Source organism: Pseudomonas sp. AP19 (genome assembly GCF_001728855.1).
Taxonomy (GTDB): domain Bacteria; phylum Pseudomonadota; class Gammaproteobacteria; order Pseudomonadales; family Pseudomonadaceae; genus Aquipseudomonas; species Aquipseudomonas fluorescens.
In genome coordinates this window covers 44,698-64,728 of the sequence record NZ_LXJP01000035.1, presented here as the reverse complement: position 1 = coordinate 64,728, position 20,031 = coordinate 44,698, and the positions used below count along the sequence as shown (strand labels likewise).

The window sequence follows — 20,031 nt, the reverse complement described above, 5'->3', positions numbered from 1 at the left end:
GTTACCGGAGCGATCTGCGGTGCCAGCCACGCGTTTGACACTGATCTGCCATGCCGCTACGGCGTCGCAAAAGCTGGGGCGGTTTGCCGATGACGAGTCTGTGAGCATGGATTGGCAAAACGCAGCGTTGTCCCTGGCCGGGCGCTACCAGAAAAACCTGCGCCTGGTGTGCGGGCCTGAGGCCAGGACCCGCCAGACGGCCGAGCTGTTCGGCGCTGACGCACACGTCGAAGATGCCTTGCGCGATGCTGATTTGGGCGCCTGGAAAGGCCAGGCGATCAACCAGTTGGACAGCGCTGCGTTGATGGCCTGGGCCACCGACAGCACCAGCACGCCCCACGGCGGCGAGTCGGTGGAGCAGGTTTGCGCGCGGGTCGGGCAGTGGCTGCAATCCCTCGAAACCCAACCCGGTCATGTGTTGGCCATCACCCACCCGTTGGTGATTCGCGCCGCCTTGCTCTATGTCATGCAGTTCCCGGTGTCGATGTTCTACCGGATCGACATTGAGCCACTGTCCGCCACCGAGCTGCGCTTCAATACTGTCTGGCGCCTGCGCCTGGAAACTCACGCCTGACCCGGCGAACATGGCAAAATCCACGCCCCGCAATGAGAGCAACCCATGAAACGCATCCTGATCATCGGCATTGGCGCCGGCAACCCTGACTACATCACGATGCAGGCCGTGAAGGCGCTGAACCGCACCGACGTGTTTTTCCTGATGGACAAGGGCCAGAGCAAAGACAAGCTGATCGACCTGCGCCGCGAGATCTGCGCGACCTACATCACCGAGCCCGGCTACCGCTTCGTCGAGGCCGATTGCCCCGAGCGGGTGCGCGGCGACATCGACTACACCACCGCCGTGCAGGACCTCAACCGCGACAAGCAGCACACCTTCGAGCGCATGATCAACGAGCACATGGCGGATGGCGAAGTCGGCGCCTTCCTGGCCTGGGGCGACCCTGCGTTGTACGACAGCACCATCCGTATCCTGCAGGCGATTCTCGCCAGTGGCCGCTGTGCGTTCGAGTTCGAAGTGATACCCGGCATCACCAGCGTGCAGGCCCTGGCGGCCCAGCACAAGGTGCCACTGAACCGCATTGGCCGCTCCATCGAGATCACCACCGGGCGCCGGTTGGCGGCGGGGCAGGCGAGTGATGCGGACACCTTGGTGGTGATGCTCGATGCCGAAGATTCCTACCGTACCGTGGCTGATCAAGACCTGGATATCTACTGGGGCGCCTACCTGGGCACACCGGATGAAATCCTGATCAGCGGCAAAGTCAGTGAGGTGGCGGAAGAAATCGAACGGGTGCGCAAGGCCGCACGCCTGGAAAATGGTTGGATCATGGACACTTATCTGTTGCGCAAACCCTGAGGAAACTTCCCCATGTTCAAGCTGTTTGCCCTGGCGCTGACCCTGATGGCCGGTGTCGCCCATGCCGACGCCACGCTGCACACCGACTTGCCGTTGGCGTACCTGGAACAGACGCAGAGCGATTCACGCAACCAACCGTTGGTGATTTTCCTGCACGGGTTCGGCAGCAACGAGCAAGACCTGTTCGGCATCAAGGACGCGCTGCCCTCCACCTGGACGTACCTGTCGGCGCGTGCGCCGATGCCGGTGGACGCGAACGGCTATCGCTGGTTTACCAAGACCTCGGGTGACGCCGAGTACAACGGCGAGACCGCCGACTTGCAACGCAGCGCGAAGCTGATCGAAGACTTTGTCGGCAAGGCCACGGCCAAATACCACACGCAAAGCGATCGGGTGTTCCTGGTGGGGTTCAGCCAGGGCGCGATCATGTCTTACGAAGTCGGCTTGCGTCAGCCCGCGTTGGTGCGCGGGATCGCGGCCTTGAGTGGCAGTGTCTTGCCGGTGCTCAAGGCTGAGCTCAAGCCCAACGAATCGCTGGGCAAGTTGGCGATCTTCATTGGCCATGGCACGCTGGACCAGGCGCTGCCGTATGGGTCGGCGACGCGCGCGAACGAGGTGTTGGTGGGCCTGGGGTTGAAGCCGGAGTTCCACGGGTATCCGGGAATGCCGCATACCGTGAGTGCGGCAGAAGTGCAGGACCTGAAGGCGTGGCTAGAGAAAACCTTGAAGTAAGCGCGATCAAAAATGTGCGAGCGGGCTTGCTCGCGAATGCGCTGTGTCAGTCAACTCATCGTTAACGGATCCACTGTATTCGCGAGCAAGCCCGCTCCCAGATTTGATTTGTGTTGTCAGGAATGAGGCTTACTTGCCGCCGGTAATCTGCTTCACCAGTTCGGCATGCCCCTTCACATCATCCGCCCGCGAAATAGCCTGGATCACCAGCAAGTGCTTGCCGGAACCGCCCAGGAACGTGGAGTTCAAGGTCTTGCCGCCGCCCTGGGTGGCGGTGCTGTCCACTTGGCGCAGGCCCAGGCCTTTGAAGGTCAGTTTTTTCTCGTTTTGCTTCTTGAAGTCGGGCAGGGCAGCGCTCTGGTCCTTGACGAAGTCAGCCACGGCGCCGTCGAGGAACTGCGGGTCATTGTCTTTGATGGTTGCCCCGTCGTTACGCACGGTTTCGGCGACGATCACCACGCTTTTAGTCGCCGAGTTGGCGTACAGCGTGCCTTGGGTGTCGGCGGTGCCGTCCTCGGTCTTGCCGGTTGGCAGCGTGTCGGCGGTGTAGGCCTTGGGCAGGTTAAAGGTGAACTTGCCGCCCAGCGTCGAGATGGTCTGTGTGGCGGCGGGCTTGTTGGCGGCGAACACGCTACCGGCGCAAAGCGCAAGGGCCAGCAGGACGGCGGTCTTGGTGAAAGTGGCCATGAAGCGCTCCAGAGATGAACGAAATTGCGGCGTATTCTGTCAGAAAATTCGCAAGATCGTTCATCCATAGCCTCACACCTTGTCGGACTCTTCTTCGAGGCGGTCCATCTCAAACAGCCGCGCCAGTTCCGTACGGGCTTCCTGGGCGGACTGCATCACTTTGGCTGCGTCGTCATACACAGCGTGTTGGGCGGCGAGTAACTGCAGGTCGTGATTTTTGAAGCGGGTGATACGCGCATCGGCCTGGGCCTGGCTCAAGCCGAGGCCGACCAGGGTACGGCGGCTCATTTCCAGGCTGGAGTAGAACGTTTCGCGTACGGGTGAGGCGTCCAGGTCCACCAGGCGGTGCACGTGCTGGCGGTTACGTGCGCGGGCGATGATGTTCATGTGCGGGTAGAGCGTGCGCACCAATTCGGCGGTCTTGATATTGATCTCCGGATCGTCCATGGCGATCACCACGAACTCTGCCTGATCGACCTTGGCGGCGTGCAGGATTTCCGGGCGCTGCGGGTCACCATAAAACACCGGCATGCCGCCGAAACTGCGGGTCAGTTCGATGGTTTCGACCGAAGTGTCGAGGGCGATGAACGAGATGTTCTGCGCGCGCAGAATCCGCGCCACGATCTGGCCCATACGGCCCATGCCGGCAATCACTACGCGCGGCGCATCGCTTTCGATGGCGCGGTATTCATCGGGCACTTCCACGGGTTTGGCCTTGGACTTGAACAGCTTCGGGCAAATCAATAACAGCAGCGGGGTCACGGCCATGGACAGGGTAATGGTCAGCACCAGCACATCGTAAAGATGCGGCTCGAACAAGCCCTGGTCGCGGCCGATCTTGAACACCACGAAGGCGAATTCACCGCCTGCCGCCAGCACCACGCCCAGGCGCAGCGCGCTTTCGCGATTCAGGTCGCCTACCAGGCGGCCGACCGCGTACAGCAGCGGCAATTTCAAACCGATCAACAGCAGGGTCAGGCCGATGACCACCAGCGGCGAGCTGAGCAGCAGACTGAGGTTGGCGCCCATGCCCACACTGATAAAAAACAGCCCGAGCAGCAGGCCCTTGAACGGCTCGATCTGGGATTCGAGTTCGTGACGGTACTCCGAATCCGCCAGCAGCAGCCCGGCGAGGAATGCACCGAGGGCCATGGATACGCCCACCAGCTCCATCAGCCAGGCGGTGCCGATCACCACCAGCAACGCGGTGGCGGTGGACACTTCGCGCAGGCCGGTCTTGGCGACGATGCGAAACACCGGGCGCAACAGGTAGCGCCCGCCGATGATCACCACGGCGATGCTGCCGAGGATCTGCAAGACGTGTTGCAGGCCTTGGGCTTCGGTGGTCGGGTGGTCGCTGCCGGCCAGCAGCGGCACCATCGCAATCAGCGGGATCGCGGCGATGTCCTGGAACAGCAGAATCGCAAAGGCCAGACGCCCATGCGGCTGGTTCAGTTCCTTGCGCTCGGCCAGGCTTTGCAGGCCAAAGGCAGTGGAGGACAACGCCAGGCCCAGGCCCAGCACAATCGCGCTGTTCCAGGTTTGGCCAAACAGCCACAGCGCCACCGCGCCCATCACCAAACCTGTCAGCAACACCTGGGCCAAGCCGACACCGAATACTGCCTTGCGCATCACCCATAAGCGCTTTGGCGACAGCTCCAGGCCGATAATAAACAGCAGCAACACCACGCCCAACTCAGAGAACTGCGCCACGCTTTGCGGGTTGCCCACCAGGCCCAAGACCGACGGGCCGATGATCACGCCGGCAAACAGATAGCCCAGCACCGCGCCCAGTTGCAGGCGCTTGGCCAGGGGCACCGTCAGCACGGCGGCGAGCAGGAACACCACGGCTGCTTGTAACAGGTTGCCTTCATGGGGCATTGCGAACTCCAGAATCTTTAAAACGAATCAACAGGGGGCTATTAGAGCGCTTTTTTACAATTATAAACTTGTATTTTTGATGCGAAAGGCAATGGCTGCTGGCTGTGATCCCATTCTTACACGGCGTTTACGAAAGTATTAATACCATTTAATTCAATGACTTCGCTGAGGTTCGACTACCGTTTCGAAAAACCAGATCAGTTGTCACCGTGGTCAGGTATTTCGCACTCAATGCGTGTGAGTCAATTGCGGCAGCGTTGGACAGCGGCACCGCTGTCGGTGGTGCTGCTGCGCAGAATGCGCTGCTTACCTCGGATGCAACCGTGGCGCGTAGGGGCGTGGCCTACAGCTGGCATGACATCGAAAGCAAAACGATAAGGACCATGCGATGACGAGCAGTTTCTCCCTCGGTTTCTGATCAAAGCCGAGCACCCTTAACCGCCCGAAAGGGCGGTTTTTTTTGCGGCGTCATGCACCACCGGTTTGCGGTAAAGCCCGACCGCCAGGCCGATGATAATGATGCTGATGAAAAGCCCATTGGCCGGGGAAATGCGTTCGCCGAGTATCAGCATCGAACTGGTGATCCCGAACACCGGGATCAAGAGCGACAGCGGCGCCACCGTCGACACGGGGTACGCCTTGAGCAGCGTATTCCAGCCCCAATAGGCGAAGTGCGTGGCCAGGTAAACCTGAAACAGCAGGGACCACACGGCGGTCAGGTCGAGGCGGGTCGGCAGGCCGTCGAACGCCGCGTTGCCGTGCATCCACCAGGCCATCAGCCACAGTGGGATTGGCGGAAACAGGCTGGCCCAGACCATGAACGAGAAAATTTCCTTCACGCCCGATGCCTTGATGATGACGTTGCCGACACTCCAGGCCAACGCACTGAACACGATCAACACAACCCCAACCACCGCATGCTCGCCTTCTTGGGCAGAGATAATGCCCGCCAGCCCGATCAATGCCATAACGGCGCCGAGCCATTGTGCGCGGCGGATTTTTTCCTTGAACAACAGGTAGCCCCAGCCCAGCGTAAAAAACACGCTGCACTGAATCAGCAACGAGGCGATTCCCGGGCTCACGCCAGCCTGAATGCCGTAGTTGATCACGCCCCACATGCCCAGCCCGAAAATAATGCCGTAGGCGGCCACATAGCGGAACTTGACGCTGGGGCGCTGGATGAACAACACCAGCGGCAAGGCGGCGAGGGCAAAGCGCATGCCTGTCAGCACGAACGGGTCGATGGCACGCAGGCCCAGCTTGGTAATGGGAAAGTTCAGCCCCCAGACCAGGGTGACCAGCAGGGCCAGTGCCAGATGTTTCTTTTGCATGGAAATTCCTTTGAGCACGCTGCTTCAAAGGCATGAAGGGTAGGGCCCGTGCGGATGGCCCGCTTGCTATGTCGGGTCATCTTTTGACAATATCGGGCCATGATTCCGACCTTTGACGATAACGCCCCCGAAGCGCTGGTCACCCTGCGTGAGTACCCGTCCAGCACCGTGTTCGAGCGGCATACCCACCCGCGCGGGCAGTTCGCCTACGCCTCCACCGGCGCGCTGAAAATGTTCACCGACCTGGGCAATTGGGTGGTACCGCCACAGCGGGCAATCTGGGTGCCGGGTGGCATTGCCCATGAAATGCACATGCGCGGTGATGTGGTCATGCTAAACACCTACCTCGATGCTCAAGCTGCCGAGCGGGCCGGGCTGCGCGAGCGTTGCCAGGTCGTCGAGGTGTCGCCACTGCTCCGGCATCTATTGGAAGCGGCGTTGGCTATTGGCCCATCGGCAGCGTCTGATACCCGGCGGCACTGCGTGTTGACGCTGCTGATCGATGAGATAGGCCGCATGCGTGCATTGCCCCTCAGTGCGCCGCTGCCCGCCGAGCCGCGCCTGGCCGGTGCTTGCCAGCGCTTTCTGGACGCGCCTACGCAAACCGTTTCCCTCGACGAGATGGCCACGTGGGCGAGCATGAGTCGACGGACCTTCACCCGCCATTTTCAGGACAGCACCGGCATGACATTTGTGGCCTGGCGCCAGCAGGTCTGTTTGCTGGAGGCCACCGCACGGCTCAGTCATGGTGCATCGATCACGCAAGTGGCGTTCGAATTGGGGTTCAGCAGTTCCAGCGCCTTTACCTCGGTGTTTCGGCGCAACCTGGGGGATTCTCCGGCACGCTACCTGGCCAAATCCAGGGCCGGGTCATTGTTCTGAACCCACGTCGGTCAGGATTCACCGTGTTTGTAATCATGCTTTGTTACTATCGCTGTCCCTCGTCACCAGGAGTCACCGGCCCATGCAACACCAGTGGGATGAAATGCACCGCACCCGCAAGCCCACGTTCTTACTGTGCGGCGAACCTCAGGGGGATGTGCTCAATCTCTATGTTCACGGTTACTCGGCCTTCTTCAACCGCCAGCAACTGGGCAATTTCAAGGCGCAACTGGCAGGTATCGAAGGCTCGACCAACCTGATGCTGTTCTGGCCGGCGGGGCATTTTCTGGAAAACCTGTTCGCGCCCGTCAAGGATGTGATCACCTCGATGCTCGGTGGTGGCGGCCTGGGCGCGGCGACGGTGGGCGTGGGCAAGGCGATTGCGTACTTTCTTGATCATTACAAAAGCGTCGAGGCGCGTGTCGATGAAGTGGCCAAGACGTTATTGCCGGAGTTGGCCAGTTACCTGCACGCCGAATCGCTGCAAGTAAGGCGCATCAACCTGATCGGCCATTCCCTCGGCGCACGCATCCTGGTCAAAAGTCTGCTGGCCAGCCCCGAGATCGCCCGCGAACTGCCATTGAACAATTTGCTGCTGATGGGCGGCGCGATCTGTACGTCCAGCCCGTGGGATGACGTGTCGGCGCCGCTCAAGGGGCGCGTGATCAATTGCCACTCCAGCAAGGACTGGGCACTGGCCATCAAGCCGGATACCGAGCGCTGCATTGGCCGTTATGCGATTGATGTCACGCCGGCGCTCAAGGCCAAGGTCACCAATGTGCACCTGGCCACCTTTGACCATGCCGCCTATTGGCCGCAATTGAAGACGGTGGTGCAGTACACCGACCTGTTGCAGGAACGGCGCGGCCTGATTCGCTCTGATCTGCGCAGCAGTGAAGTGCGTTTTGCCGAGGAAGACGCGCACCTGTTCCCGGCACTGATGCAGGCGCGTCCGGAAGAGCTGAAGTTTCTCGCCGAATTGATGGCGCAAAAGCGCAGTGCCTCGATTGATGCCAGCGTGCGCGAGCCGCTGAAGCTGGCCATCGAGTTGCAGCGTATGGGCGGTGACAGCTTCATGAACCTCGCCCGTGGCCATGGCGTGAGTTATCGGCAGATCGCCGAAGATGTCGCGCAAAAGCTCGCAATCAAGTTTGACGCGCCGCTTGAAACCGTGGCGCTGGCAGACATCGAGGCGCAGGTCGCCGAAAAACTGATCGAGCAATACAAACGCAAACTCAGCAGCGCCGACCGGCAGGCCTTCGACGCCGAGCTCAAGGCCGCCGCGCAAAAAGAGCAGGGGTTGTTCAATCGAATCGACATTGGCCGCTCGGCCACCACCGCGTTGAGCGGCACGGCGTTGGCGGGGTTGACCGGGTTTATCCTGCGCCGCGGCGCGGCCACGGCGATTCCGGTGGTGGGCCAGGCGCTGGCGGCGGCGATGTTGCTGGTGACGGGCGTGCGGGCGTTGTCCGGCCCGGCTTTTTCGATCACCACCTTGGCGGTACTGGTGATTGGTGTGATTCGCCAGCGCATGGAGCGCGAAGCGCTGAACCAGGAGATGGACCTGGTGGTGCAAGTCGTCGAAGCGTTTGATTTGCCCCGGGAAACGGTGATGCGCACGGTCGCGTCGGACTGATAAGCTGCGGTTCTGACTTGTGTGTTTGCCTGGGATACCGCGTGAAATTCAGCCTGCCGAAAATCGCTACCGCCCCGTTCTGTCCGCCGGAAGTGGCCGGCTCCGTTGTCGTTGACCCCACGCCGTCGTTTTTCAAACGGGCGCTGATGTTCGCCGGCCCCGGCCTGCTGATCTCCATCGGCTACATGGACCCGGGCAACTGGGCCACGGCCATCGAAGCCGGTTCACGTTACGGCTACAGCCTGTTATTTGTGGTGCTGCTGGCCAGCCTGGCCGGGATGGCGGTGCAGTGCCTGTGCTCGCGCCTGGGCATCGCCACCGGCAAAGACCTGGCGCAACTGTGCCGCGAGCGCTACAGCCAGCGCGCCTCGCGCACGCAGTGGGTGCTGGCGGAAATCTCCATCATCGCCACCGACCTCGCCGAAGTGCTCGGTTGCGCCCTGGCATTTCACTTGCTGCTCGGCGTGTCACTGACCACCGGCATCGTGATCACCGCCTTTGACACGCTCTTGATCCTGGCCCTGCAGAACCGAGGCTTCCGCCGCCTTGAAGCGATCATGCTGGCGCTGGTGGCGACCATTGGCGTGTGCTTCTTTATCGAGTTGGTGCTGATCAAACCGTATTGGCCGGACGTACTCAGTGGCTTCACCCCGTCATTGTCGGCGATCAGCGATGCGGCGCCGTTGTACCTGGCCATCGGCATTCTCGGCGCCACGGTGATGCCGCATAACCTCTACCTGCACACCTCGATTGTGCAGACTCGCCTGATCGGCAAAGACCTCGCCAGCAAGCAGGACGCGGTCAAGCTGGCGCGTATCGACACCATCGGCTCCCTGGCCCTGGCGTTGCTGGTCAACGCTGCGATCCTGGTGTTGGCAGCGGCGGCGTTCTACAAGACCGGTCACACCGATGTGGTCGAAATCCAGGACGCCTACCACCTGCTTGATCCGCTGGTGGGTGGTGCGTTCGCCAGCATCCTGTTCGGCATCGCCTTGCTGGCTTCGGGGCAGAGTTCGACCTTTACCGGCACGATTGCCGGGCAAGTGATCATGGAGGGTTACCTCAACCTGCGCATTCCGTGCTGGCAGCGCCGTCTGATAACCCGCGGGCTTGCGCTGATACCGGCGTTTCTCGGGGTGTGGTTGATGGGCGACGATGCCATCGGCAAGCTGCTGATTCTCAGCCAGGTGGTGCTGAGCCTGCAGTTGCCGTTTGCGCTCTATCCACTGATCCGCATGACCGACGACAAACACCTGATGGGGCCATTCGTAAACCGACTGCCGACGCGGTTGCTGGCGTGGTTTCTGTTCGCGCTGATCAGTGGCGCGAATGCGTGGCTGATTGGGCAGTGGTTGTTTTGATCCCAACGTGCGTGCTGCGCGGCGACCCAAACCCGCACCGCTACTCCAGAGCAGAACAGGCCGGCGCAGCAGCAACCCGTAAACGCAGCGCGCTCACCGATCCCAGTAGGGCACCGTGCCGAAACACGCCACAAAATAATCAATCACCGTGCGCACCTTCAACGACAGCCGCCGACTGCCCGGCCACAACGCGGCAATCTGCTGCGGTTCCAGCGTGGTCGCCACTTCGTACTCCGTCAGCACCGCCTGCAAGGTACCGGCGCGCAACCCTTCGCCAATCAACCAGGACGGAAACACCACCAGCCCAAGGCCTTGCTCTGCCGCGTGGGTGAGGGTATCGGCGTGGTTGCCGGTGATGGGGCCTTTGACGCTGTACGGCGTCCAGTCGCCCTGGTCGCGACGGAAGAACCAGCGTTGCTGGCCGGTGATGCCTTTGTAGGCCAGGCACTGGTGATGGACCAGTTCATCGGGGTGGCGCGGTGTGCCATGGCGTGCCAGGTAAGCAGGGCTCGCGGCGATACGAAAGCGCTGGGGCGCGAAGATGCGCGCCTGCATGCCCGAGTCGTTCAGCACGCCGATGCGAAACAGCAGGTCGGTGCCATCTTGCAGCGGGTCGACGAACGTGTCGGTTTGCTGGATATCCAGTTGCAACTTCGGGTAGCGCCGGCACAACTCGCCCAGCCAGGGTGAAAGGTGACGCTGGCCGAACACCATCGGCGCATTGATCCGCACCAGGCCGCTGGGTTCGCTTTCCTGTTCCTGCAGGGCCTGGCCGGCCGTTTCCAGTTGTTCCAGCATCACCCGGGCGTGATGCCCGAGCAGGCGCCCGGCCTCCGTGGGGCTGACCGCACGAGTATGGCGGTAGAGCAACTGTTGGCCGAGGGCCTGTTCCATCAGCTGGATCTGCCGCGAGATGGAGGAGGGCGCCAGGCTCTCGCGGCGCGCTACTTCGGAGAAGCTGCCGTGGTCCAGCACGGCCACGAACAGCCGCAACGCTTTGAAACTCAACTCATTCAAACCCTGCATCGTGCCTCCGAGTTGTGCGTATTTCGCAAAGGTGTTATCCGCATGATCCCATTTATCGCACAGCGCGGCGACCGGATAATGCGCGCCATGTTTCCTTTCCAGTTGTGCAGGTGATCTATGCAGGCAAGTTCGATCGAGGGCGTGGCGCAGGCCAGGCCGAAAAACAACCTTCTACGGTTGCTGTTGTTGCCGTTGGTGATTCTGGCGGGCATGGGCTTGTCGGTGGAGGCCGGTTTGCTCGGCCCATTGGGTGTGCAGGTCGGGCATTTGTGGGCGACGTTGAGCATCTTTGGCGTCGGCACCGCCATCCTGTTCTTGCTGCTGCTGTTCAGCGGCCCACAAAAGGGCCCGGCCCTCACCGATTTGCCCCGCTGGCAGTTGATCGGCGGGTTCCTCGGGCCGATGTACGTGGTGGTGCTGACACTCGCCACCCCGCATATCGGTATCGCCATGACGATGATCGCGATCCTGTCGGGGCAGGTGGGCAAGAGCGTGTTGATCGACCATTTCGGCTGGTTTGGCACGGCACGCAAGCGGGTCAATGGCGAGCGCTGGATTGCCCTGGCGTTGATTGTGGCGGCACTTGTTTTGATTGCTCGAGGGTAAGGCGATGAATCTGATTCTGTTATTGGTACTGGTGATTGCCGCCGGTGCGGTGTTGAGTGTGCAGGCGGCGATCAATGGTCGCCTGGGGCAGACGGTGGGCGTGTTGCGTAGCAGCTTGCTGACCTTTGCAGTCGGAGCCCTCAGCACCGCGCTGTTGATTTTTTTCTTCGAGCCCGCGCAGGCTGTCAGCCTGTTGGATGTGCCGAAGTGGCAACTGACCGGCGCGCTGTTCGGCGTGGTGTACATGATGGTCATGGTCGGCGCGGTGCCCATCGTCGGCACGGCAGTGGCAACGGTGGCGGTGATCGTCGGGCAATTGGGCATGGGCATGCTGATCGACAACTTCGGCTGGCTCGGCAACCCCGCCATCGAACTCTCGGGCAGTCGCATCGTGGCGATGCTCTGTCTGGCCCTGGCGCTGGTGTTCATGTACCGCAGCAATACCCGTCAGGCCGATTAACGGCGCTGAACCTTGGCGTCTTGCCGAGAGTCACTGCTTAAGGTGCAGCGCCCGCCGCACCTGGACGACCATAAAAAAGGAGTCTGACCATGGCTGATCAAACCTGTGCTTGCCCACATTGCAAATGCGTACTGGGCAAAGAGGCGGTGATGAAAGACGGTAAGGGCTACTGCTGCCAGGGCTGCGCCGAGCACCATGCGCATGGCGAGCCGTGTGCTTCGTCGACGGGTTGCGAGTGTGCCAAGTCGGCCCACGGCTAAAAAACCCTGAAAATCCGCTCGGATTATCGGGTGACGGTCATTACCATGGCCGTTCACCCTTGTCCGATGCGCTCTCATGGCCCTGGCCGCACCTCCCGACCTCAGTGATCATGCCGTCCCCGTGCAACCCTTGGCGCGTACCTACCCGCGTGGGTTGTATGTTGAACCCCATCGCCATGACTGGGGCCAGTTGCTGTACGCCATGAGCGGTGTGATGTGGGTCGAAACGCCGCGCGAAGCCTTGGTCGTGCCGCCGCAACGCGCGGTGTGGCTGCCGCCGGGGGTGGAGCATGGGATTCGCGTGGTTTCCGATCTACAGATGCGCAATATCTACCTGCGCCCGGCATTGGCGGCAACGCTGGACAGCCAGGTGCAGGTGATTGAAGTGGGCGGGCTGCTGCGCGAACTGATTGTCACGTTGGTCGATCATGGCGATACCGGCGATTCGGCGTACTACGACGCCGTGGTCGGCCTGGCCCTGTTGGAACTGCAACGTGCGCGCCGCTCGCAAATCCGCATTGCCATGCCGGTGGCAGCGGACCGCCGCTTGACCAGCGCCTGCCAGGCGGTGATGGCGGCGCCTTCCCTGGATATCCCCTTTGAGCAACACGCCGAGACGGCCGGTGCCAGCGTGCGCACGCTGGCGCGGCTGTTCCAGCATAACCTCGGCATGGGCTTTGCCGAGTGGCGCCGTCAGGTGCAATTGGCCACGGCGGTGGCGGCGCTGATCCAGGGCCAGTCGGTCAGCGGCATTGCCCGCTCTTTAGGCTATTCGCCCAGCAGCTTCAGTGACATGTTCCGGCGCGAACTCGGCGTGGCGCCATCGCACTACCGCGTTTGAAGGGTTGGCCGAAATCCAGAAGCACTTGGCCGATGCTTGGGTGATGGGCTCACTACACTGAGCCCATCAACCACCAGGCGCCACCTCCATGAATTACCTGATTTCCCTTGCCATTGGCCTGTTTGTCGGCGTGCTCTACGGTGCGCTGGACTTCCGCTCGCCCGCGCCGCCCGCGATTGCGCTGGTCGGCCTGATGGGCATGTTGCTCGGTGAGCAGCTCTGGCCCATGGGGCGGCAGTTGGTCAGTGGTTGGTTGTCCTGAGTATTCTTTTCCCTTCGATGGATATTAGCCATGAAAGCGCTGCAATTTTCCGCCACTGACGACCTCGCCGCCCTGCGTGTCGTCGAGGTCGCCACGCCGGCACCGGCTGCTGGTGAAGTGCTGGTACAGATCAAGGCTGCGGGTTTGAACCCCAGCGATGTTAAAAACGTGCTCGGCCGCTTTCCCTACACCACGCTGCCGCGGATTCCCGGGCGAGACTTTGCCGGTGTGGTGGTGCAAGGCCCGCCAGCGTTGGTGGGGCAGGAGGTGTGGGGCACCGGCCGTGACCTCGGGTTTTTCGCCGATGGCTCCCACGCCCAATACCTCACCGTGTCAGCCAAAGGCGTGGCGCACAAGCCAACGCACCTGAGTTTTGCTCAGGCCGCCAGCCTTGGCGTGCCCTACACCACCGCCTGGGATGCCCTGGCGCGTAGCGGTGTCGCGAAGGGCACGCGTTTGTTAGTGATCGGTGCCAATGGTGCCGTGGGCAGTGCAGCGCTGGCCCTGGGCAAAATTCGGGGTGCCCAGGTGTTGGCGGCGGTGCGTAAACCCGACCAGGTTGAGGCGTTGCAGGCGCAAGGGTTTGACGCAATTGCACTGGGCCAGCCGGACGCGCTGGGTGCGCAGGTGAACGCGGTGTTCAAGGGCGGCGCCGATGTGATCTTCGACACGACCGGCTTCTGGCTGCCGGCCGCTGTCGCAGGGTTGGCTCCATTCGGGCGCATCGCAATCATCGCCGCACCGGTCGACGGCCATGTGCAACTGCCGGCGCTGGCCTTGTATCGCAAGGGCGGCTCGGTGGTGGGTATCAACTCGTTGCTCTACACCTGTGAGCAGTGCGCGGTGATGCTGGAACAGTTCGGGCGCTTCTTCGATGAAGGGCTGCTGCCACTGCCGACCGGGTTGCGTGAAGTGGCGCTGGCGGACGGGGTGCAGTGCTATGAAGAAGTGAACCAGGGCAGTGCTGACAAGATCATCTTCCTGCCTTAATGCGGTTAAAAAATCTGGGAGCGCGCTTGCCTGCGATAGCGGTGTGTCAGCCAACACCTCTCTGACTGACAGGCCCTCATCGCGGTCAAGCCCACTCCCACAGTTTGATCTCCACTGGGCATTAGTAATCCAGGTCGCTCGGACCTTTCCCACACAGGTTTCAGGTTGTCGTTCGGAAGGGCGCTGACTAACCTCACTGCCGTCGCTGCCAATTCAGCGATCGGATTTGACCGTCCGACTAAACCAGTGCGCTACAGCACCCAAGACCTACATCAGGCGTTTTTTCTACGCTTGATGTATCGTGTCGTGGCAGCCGTGCGCGGGATACCTTCGGGTATGCCGGATCCCTGGTTCCGGTCGGTCAACCCGCGTTCAGCTGCCACCCCACTTTGTTTGACCGCGAGTGATGGCGGCTCCACTACCAGGAGTTCCACCATGATTAAAGACAGCCCAAACCCCCCAGGCCAGCAAGACTTCGATACCAGCACCTTGCACGACGTGGCCTACCGCGCGATCAACCATTACCTCAACCCCGGCAAGCCCATCCCCGAACCCACCGACGGGCTCTTCACCGTGCGCGCCGAGCTGGGCACGGAAACCTTGCTGGTCAATGCTTCCCAGGATTTGGCGTCCATCAGTGAGATCGCCAACCACCTGGCGTTTGAAATCGACGGGGCTCAACGCAATGTCGCGCTGGGTATCTGCCGAATGCTGGAGGGCGTGCAGTTGTTGGTCGATAAGGCACTGAACGTGGCTCATCCGACCGCCTAAAGATTGTAACGCGGTCAACAATGTGGGAGCGGGCTTGCTCGCGAAAGCGGTAGGTCGGTCAAGCAAAGGTTGACGCAAACACCGCATTCGCGAGCAAGCCCGCTCCCACAGTTTGATCTCCACTGGGCATTAGTAATCCAGGTCGCCCGGACCTTTCCCACACAGGTTTCAGGTTGTCGTTCGGAAGGGCGCTGACTAACCTCACTGCCGTCGCTGCCAATTCAGCGATCGGATTTGACCGTCCGGCCTTGTTAACGAAACGCTACGCCCTGTACCAATCTCAGGCGCTTTTTCTGTGCCTGAGGTATTGTGTCGCGGCAGTTGTGCGCGGGATACCTTTGGGTATGCCGGGTTCGTTGACAACCGGTCGGTCAACCCGCGTACAGCTGCCACCTTCACCTCGTTTGACCGCGAGCGTTGGCGGCTCCACTTGTCGACGGAGTTCCACCATGATTAAAGACAGCCCAAACCCCCCAGGCCAGCAAGACTTCGATACCAGCACCTTGCACGACGTGGCCTACCGCGCGATCAACCATTACCTCAACCCCGGCAAGCCCATCCCCGAACCCACCGACGGGCTCTTCACCGTGCGCGCCGAGCTGTGCATGGAAACCTTGCTGGTGAATGCTTCCCAGGATTTGGCGTCCATCAGTGAGATCGCCAACCACCTGGCGTTTGAAATCGACGGGACTCAACGCAATGTCGCGCTGGGTATCTGCCGAATGCTGGAGGGCGTGCAGTTGTTGGTCGATAAGGCACTGAATGTGGCCCATCCGGCGGCATAACGATTTTAGCGCGGTCAAAAAATGTGGGAGCGGGCTTGCTCGCGAAAGCGGTAGGTCAGTCACAGAAAGGTTGACTGAAACACCGCATTCGCGAGCAAGCCCGCTCCCACAGGTTGATATTTATTGGGCGTCGGGAACGCCTTTTTCCCAGGCTGACCAGTTCTTCAGAATCGCCTGTACCAGCGGGTTGCCCGTGCGGTACAGGTTCTCCAGCGCCGGAACAAACCCACCCTGGTCGGCGTATTTGAGCAGGTTATCGACTTCGCTGTAGCCAGGGTACGGCCGGTCGAAATCGGAACCTGCACGCACCACGGCCAAACGCTGGATATCCACCAGGCCTTCACGGCTGGCGCGCAGCAAGGCTTCGTAGGTGGAGTTGTCTTCCTGCTGGGTGGTGCAGTACTCGCCTTTGTTGTCGGTGAGCAATTTGGTCCAGACCTCGGCGCGCTCGCTCAGGCGTGTGCCCGAGAACCAGGTGTTGCCTGCCAGCGTGTCACAGCGGGTGACTTGCGGCGGCTGGTTGGCAGGGACGGCCGGGTAGTGTTTGCGCCAGGCGCTGGATTCCTTGCTTTCCGTCAGCTCAACCTTGTGCGACAAGTCATACGCCTTGGCTTGTAGCTTGGGGTTCAGCTCAAACACTTCGGTCTTGTAGTCCAGCGGCGGTTTTTCGTTGGGGCCTTTGGTGTTGATGCCGATGTAACCGGTTGGCCAATCCTTGGGCGCATCCCGCGAGTCCAGCTCCCATTGGGTGCCGAATTCCACCAGGTAATGGGCCCAGGCAGCCGTGCCGATGGTGCCGTGTTTGGGACTGATACCGGCAATCCCGGCGATCAGGAAATAGCTCTGGCGCAGGTCGAACTTGGGCGACAAGGCCAAGGCCAGGGTCGACGCGGCGGCGTTGGTCTGGCCCATGCCGGTCACCAGCAGGCATACATCCTGGGTGTTGCAGCGAATCACTGGGTATTCAGCCGACAGGCCCGGCACGCGGACTTCCTGCTTGAGCGCCAGGCGGTCGATCCAGGTTTGCGCCTCGGGGGCGAACATGGTGATCAGCATCACTTTGGGTTTGATCGGCGCGGGGGCATCCGCCAGCACCACGTGAGGCAGCAGGGCCAGGCCAACGGCCAGCGAGAGACGGGTAAACGCTTTCATCTAATGCTCCTTTATCAGAATTGGTAGCCGACACCGGCGTAGTAGCCCCAGCCATCGGAGCGGGCGCGGAAGTTGCCTTCGCCGAAGTTCAGCTCGCTGCCGTCCTCCCAGTTGCCGCCGTTGTGAAAGTAACGGCCGACCAGGGTAAAGCGCAGGTGGGTAAACGAATACAGCAGCACGTTGGTCGCCACCAACGAGTTGGCGGTGCGCGCCGGGTTGTCCTTGTGCAGGTCCGAGCCGAAATCGTAGTTGGTGAAGCCGATATAGGTCAGCGACGCACCGTTATCGAAACTGCTGATAGGCACGATGTACTTCATTTGTGCACGGTAGCCGTCCCACGAATATTCATTGCTCGCGCCATAGTTTTCCCACTGGTAGCGCCCATAGAAGTTGGCCGACAGGTTGACCCGCGAGTGCGTGTCGATGTCGGTGCCGAGGCCGCTGTACAGGGTGTTGGCGCGGTTGGATTTATTGCTGCCATGGTCGTAGATCCAGTCAAACGCTACATACCATTCCTTGAACGGACCGATGGCCAGGCTGCGGCCGGCCAAGTAGTCGATGGAGATGCGCGGCTCGTGCTCCATGAATACCGGCGAGCCATGGTCCCACGCGCCTTTGTCATTACTGTTACCGATACCGAGAATCTTCGGCACGTCGATATAGCCGTACAATTCGAACGGGCCTTTGCGGCCGAAGTATTCGTATTCCAGATAAACGTCATCCTGCGGCTTGGGGCCGAAGCTGATGTCTTTGCTGCCGATCAGAGTCAGGTCCTGGTTGAACCATTCCGACAGATAAACGCCTTTTTTCGTGGGGCTGACGTCGGGGCGCTTGGTCTCAGGGCTGAGGGTTTCGCCCTGTGCTGAATCATCAGCAAGTTTTTCCTGCGCCAAAATGGGGGCGCTGAGTACTCCCGTAACGGCAGCCAGTAGCAAGGAAACACCAAAGGAAGCAGGACGCCTTGAGGTGGGGTGCATTGAAAGTCCCTATTCGTACGCGGTTTGAACCCGATACCTCGGGTAACGGTGAACTTGGCAGCCAAGTTCGTTCCGCAAACGTTTGCACAGGCTGTACCAACTTTGCTCAATGGCTTGAATAAAATGAAAAAAATCGGAATTAGTCGACCTTTTGATCAAAAATGACTGGGTGTCATTTTTGCAGGCCACTACGAGGATCCACTCACATGTTCGAGCGCTATTTGCAATCCTGGAACCTGAAGGTTGATGGCGTCCCCGTCGTGACGCCCGGCAGTCACCTGTTGCCCGTGCGCTGGCAAGGCCAGCCGGCGATGTTGAAAATTGCTCACACTTCAGAAGAGCAGCTCGGCGGGCAGTTGATGAGCTGGTGGTCGGGCGAGGGTGCCGCCCAGGTGTATGCCCATGACGACGTGGCGTTGTTGATGGAGCGGGCCACCGGCCCGGGTTCCCTGATGCGCATGGCCCTCAATGGGCAGGATGATCAAGCCAGCCGGATTGCCTGCGCCACGGTGGCCCGGCTGCATGCGCCACGGCCATCGCCACCGCAAGGGTTACTGCCCCTGCACACCTGGTTTCAGTCATTGTGGACGGCCGCTGAGGACACAGGCGGCGTGTTGCGCGACTGCGCAGCGATGGCGCATGCACTGCTGGCGGCGCCACAGGACGTGGTGGTGCTGCACGGTGATATCCATCACGACAACATTCTCGACTTCGGTGCTCGGGGTTGGCTGGCGATTGACCCAAAGCGGGTCATCGGCGAGCGTGGTTACGATTACGCCAACCTGCTCTGCAACCCGGATTTGCCGACCTGCCACGATCCGGTGCGGTTCAATCGGCAGGTCGCGGTGATTGCCCAGGCGGCCAACCTCGCACGCCCGCGCCTGCTGCAATGGGTCGTGGCCCATGCAGGTCTGTCCGCAGCGTGGTTCCTTGAGGATGGAGAGCGCCAGCGCGCAGCCATTGACCTTGAAGTCGCGCGCCTGGCGCAACGGGCGTTGGCTCAATGGCCGAGGGTGTAGGGCAATGGCTGATCGGCGGTGCGGTTGAACAGATGCATCGCGGTTTCGCGCCGATACTCACTCGGTGTCTGGTTCATTTCGATCCGAAAGTGCCGGTTGAAGTTGGACAGGTTGGCGTAGCCCACTTCGAAACAGATAGCCGCCACCGACATCTCGCTTTGCAGCAGCAGCCGGCAGGCGCGTTGCACGCGGAATTTGCGCATCAGGTCGATAAAACCGTGGCCGGTGTTGCGCTTGAAGAAGCGTGAGAAGCCCGGCTCGCTCATCTCCAGCTGTCGCGCGATGACCGACAGGCGCAAGTCGCCGGTCAGCTCGCGCATCAGGTAGTCGAAGGCTTTATTGATGCGCTCGGCGCTGCGTGCGTCGAGAGTGGGGGCATAGCAGGGGCTGGCCAGGGCCTGCACCTGTGGTGGCGGGGCGGTTTTCAGGGTGTCGAGCAGTTGCAGGAACAGGATCAACCGTTGCAGGCCGTGGGCGTTGCCGATGTTTTCCATCAAGCCTGCCGCCTGCACGGCCGTGTCACCGCTGAACTGCAGGCCGCGCCGGGCCTGTTCGAACAGCGGCTGCAGGTCGCCGAGTTCCGGCAGGGTCTTGCGCAGGGCGAGGAGGGCGGCGCCGTCGAACTGCAGCACCACGTCGCGGCCGGTCAGGTATTCGCCGGGCGCCAGGTCACCGATCCAGTCATGGGGCAGGTCTGGACCGATCAGCGCAACATGCCCGGCACTGAACGCACCGATATAGTCGCCCGCCACCAATTTGCCGCTGCCTCGGCGGATCAGGTGGATTTCGAATTCAGGGTGGTGGTTCCAGCGTGCCAGGTCATACGGGTAGTCATGTTCGAACCAGCGAAAGCAGTGGTCCGGCTCGGGCAGGATGACTTCCAGTTCGGCGGGGCGGTGCTCGAACAGCTCGGCGCGACTGACGGGCATGGCGATGCCTCTTTTAGTGGTTGAGTCGCCCCCAAAATACGCGCACTCGCGAGCAATACGCTACCCCC

At 61.2% G+C, this 20,031-nt stretch carries 22 protein-coding genes; 15 read left to right on the top strand and 7 right to left on the bottom strand.

What is annotated here, in order from left to right; genetic code table 11:
* Positions 1-19: 19 nt before the first annotated feature.
* Genes A7D21_RS22265 through A7D21_RS22255 form a run of 3 tightly spaced genes read left to right on the top strand, consistent with a single transcriptional unit; the run spans position 20 to position 2,107 of the window.
* Positions 20-574: a histidine phosphatase family protein gene (locus A7D21_RS22265; protein WP_053256644.1), complete on the top strand. Its 555-nt coding sequence runs from the start codon at positions 20-22 to the stop codon at positions 572-574.
* Between the two features lie 45 nt (positions 575-619).
* Positions 620-1,375, top strand: a complete 756-nt coding sequence (cobF, locus tag A7D21_RS22260; RefSeq protein WP_069552719.1) for a precorrin-6A synthase (deacetylating) — start codon at positions 620-622, stop codon at positions 1,373-1,375.
* Positions 1,376-1,387: 12 nt separating this feature from the next.
* Positions 1,388-2,107, top strand: coding sequence for an alpha/beta hydrolase (locus A7D21_RS22255; protein ID WP_069552718.1), 720 nt, complete (start codon positions 1,388-1,390; stop codon positions 2,105-2,107).
* Between the two features lie 129 nt (positions 2,108-2,236).
* Here A7D21_RS22255 and A7D21_RS22250 read toward each other — a convergent pair whose 3' ends face one another.
* The 3 genes from A7D21_RS22250 to A7D21_RS22240 all read right to left on the bottom strand — a co-directional run bounded on the left by A7D21_RS22250 (position 2,237) and on the right by A7D21_RS22240 (position 6,006).
* Positions 2,237-2,794, bottom strand: coding sequence for a hypothetical protein (locus A7D21_RS22250; protein WP_069552717.1), 558 nt, complete (start codon positions 2,792-2,794; stop codon positions 2,237-2,239).
* A 72-nt stretch (positions 2,795-2,866) separates the two neighbouring features.
* Positions 2,867-4,675: a monovalent cation:proton antiporter-2 (CPA2) family protein gene (locus A7D21_RS22245; RefSeq protein ID WP_053256640.1), complete on the bottom strand. Its 1,809-nt coding sequence runs from the start codon at positions 4,673-4,675 to the stop codon at positions 2,867-2,869.
* A 434-nt stretch (positions 4,676-5,109) separates the two neighbouring features.
* Positions 5,110-6,006 carry an EamA family transporter gene (locus A7D21_RS22240; protein ID WP_069552716.1) on the bottom strand — a complete coding sequence of 299 codons (897 nt, stop codon included), beginning with the start codon at positions 6,004-6,006 and terminating at the stop codon, positions 5,110-5,112.
* Positions 6,007-6,105: 99 nt separating this feature from the next.
* Between A7D21_RS22240 and A7D21_RS22235 the strand changes: the two genes are divergently transcribed.
* The 3 genes from A7D21_RS22235 to A7D21_RS22225 all read left to right on the top strand — a co-directional run bounded on the left by A7D21_RS22235 (position 6,106) and on the right by A7D21_RS22225 (position 9,885).
* On the top strand, positions 6,106-6,888 hold the full coding sequence (locus tag A7D21_RS22235) for a helix-turn-helix domain-containing protein (RefSeq protein WP_069552715.1): 783 nt from the start codon (positions 6,106-6,108) through the stop codon (positions 6,886-6,888).
* Between the two features lie 82 nt (positions 6,889-6,970).
* A complete protein-coding gene (locus tag A7D21_RS22230) occupies positions 6,971-8,524 on the top strand; it encodes a DUF726 domain-containing protein (RefSeq protein WP_069552714.1) in 1,554 nt (517 codons plus the stop codon).
* A 41-nt stretch (positions 8,525-8,565) separates the two neighbouring features.
* A complete protein-coding gene (locus A7D21_RS22225; protein WP_069552713.1) occupies positions 8,566-9,885 on the top strand; it encodes an Nramp family divalent metal transporter in 1,320 nt (439 codons plus the stop codon).
* Positions 9,886-9,978: 93 nt separating this feature from the next.
* On the opposite strand, the gene A7D21_RS22220 is transcribed toward A7D21_RS22225, so the two are convergent.
* Positions 9,979-10,911, bottom strand: coding sequence for a LysR family transcriptional regulator (locus A7D21_RS22220; RefSeq protein ID WP_053256635.1), 933 nt, complete (start codon positions 10,909-10,911; stop codon positions 9,979-9,981).
* A gap of 117 nt (positions 10,912-11,028) precedes the next feature.
* Between A7D21_RS22220 and A7D21_RS22215 the strand changes: the two genes are divergently transcribed.
* The 8 genes from A7D21_RS22215 to A7D21_RS22190 all read left to right on the top strand — a co-directional run bounded on the left by A7D21_RS22215 (position 11,029) and on the right by A7D21_RS22190 (position 15,886).
* Positions 11,029-11,517 (top strand): DMT family transporter, encoded by a 489-nt coding sequence (locus tag A7D21_RS22215; protein ID WP_053256634.1) that lies wholly within the window; start codon positions 11,029-11,031, stop codon positions 11,515-11,517.
* 4 nt (positions 11,518-11,521) lie between these two features.
* Positions 11,522-11,977 (top strand): DMT family transporter, encoded by a 456-nt coding sequence (locus A7D21_RS22210; RefSeq protein WP_053256633.1) that lies wholly within the window; start codon positions 11,522-11,524, stop codon positions 11,975-11,977.
* 89 nt (positions 11,978-12,066) lie between these two features.
* Positions 12,067-12,237: a metallothionein gene (locus A7D21_RS34615; RefSeq protein ID WP_073637756.1), complete on the top strand. Its 171-nt coding sequence runs from the start codon at positions 12,067-12,069 to the stop codon at positions 12,235-12,237.
* A 76-nt stretch (positions 12,238-12,313) separates the two neighbouring features.
* Positions 12,314-13,078: a helix-turn-helix domain-containing protein gene (locus tag A7D21_RS22205; RefSeq protein ID WP_069552712.1), complete on the top strand. Its 765-nt coding sequence runs from the start codon at positions 12,314-12,316 to the stop codon at positions 13,076-13,078.
* 88 nt (positions 13,079-13,166) lie between these two features.
* A complete protein-coding gene (locus A7D21_RS34610) occupies positions 13,167-13,340 on the top strand; it encodes a DUF1427 family protein (protein ID WP_073637754.1) in 174 nt (57 codons plus the stop codon).
* A 30-nt stretch (positions 13,341-13,370) separates the two neighbouring features.
* Complete coding sequence (locus tag A7D21_RS22200) at positions 13,371-14,330, top strand: zinc-binding alcohol dehydrogenase family protein (RefSeq protein ID WP_069552711.1); 960 nt, start codon at positions 13,371-13,373, stop codon at positions 14,328-14,330.
* A gap of 435 nt (positions 14,331-14,765) precedes the next feature.
* Complete coding sequence (locus tag A7D21_RS22195) at positions 14,766-15,101, top strand: DUF6124 family protein (RefSeq protein ID WP_053256630.1); 336 nt, start codon at positions 14,766-14,768, stop codon at positions 15,099-15,101.
* A 449-nt stretch (positions 15,102-15,550) separates the two neighbouring features.
* Complete coding sequence (locus tag A7D21_RS22190; protein ID WP_069552710.1) at positions 15,551-15,886, top strand: DUF6124 family protein; 336 nt, start codon at positions 15,551-15,553, stop codon at positions 15,884-15,886.
* 120 nt (positions 15,887-16,006) lie between these two features.
* Here the strand turns inward: A7D21_RS22190 and A7D21_RS22185 are convergent, their stop codons facing one another.
* Together A7D21_RS22185 and A7D21_RS22180 are read right to left on the bottom strand one after the other, a co-directional pair.
* Entirely contained in the window at positions 16,007-17,038 is a 1,032-nt protein-coding gene (locus tag A7D21_RS22185; protein WP_069552709.1) for a purine nucleoside permease, read from the bottom strand.
* A gap of 14 nt (positions 17,039-17,052) precedes the next feature.
* Positions 17,053-18,015, bottom strand: coding sequence for a nucleoside-specific channel-forming protein Tsx (locus tag A7D21_RS22180; protein WP_053256628.1), 963 nt, complete (start codon positions 18,013-18,015; stop codon positions 17,053-17,055).
* 206 nt (positions 18,016-18,221) lie between these two features.
* On the opposite strand from A7D21_RS22180, the gene A7D21_RS22175 reads away from it, so the two are divergent.
* Complete coding sequence (locus A7D21_RS22175) at positions 18,222-19,034, top strand: aminoglycoside phosphotransferase family protein (RefSeq protein ID WP_069552708.1); 813 nt, start codon at positions 18,222-18,224, stop codon at positions 19,032-19,034.
* Here the strand turns inward: A7D21_RS22175 and A7D21_RS22170 are convergent.
* Entirely contained in the window at positions 19,016-19,963 is a 948-nt protein-coding gene (locus tag A7D21_RS22170; RefSeq protein WP_053256626.1) for an AraC family transcriptional regulator, read from the bottom strand. The two genes, A7D21_RS22175 and A7D21_RS22170, sit on opposite strands and share 19 nt — an antisense overlap.
* Positions 19,964-20,031 lie beyond the last annotated feature (68 nt).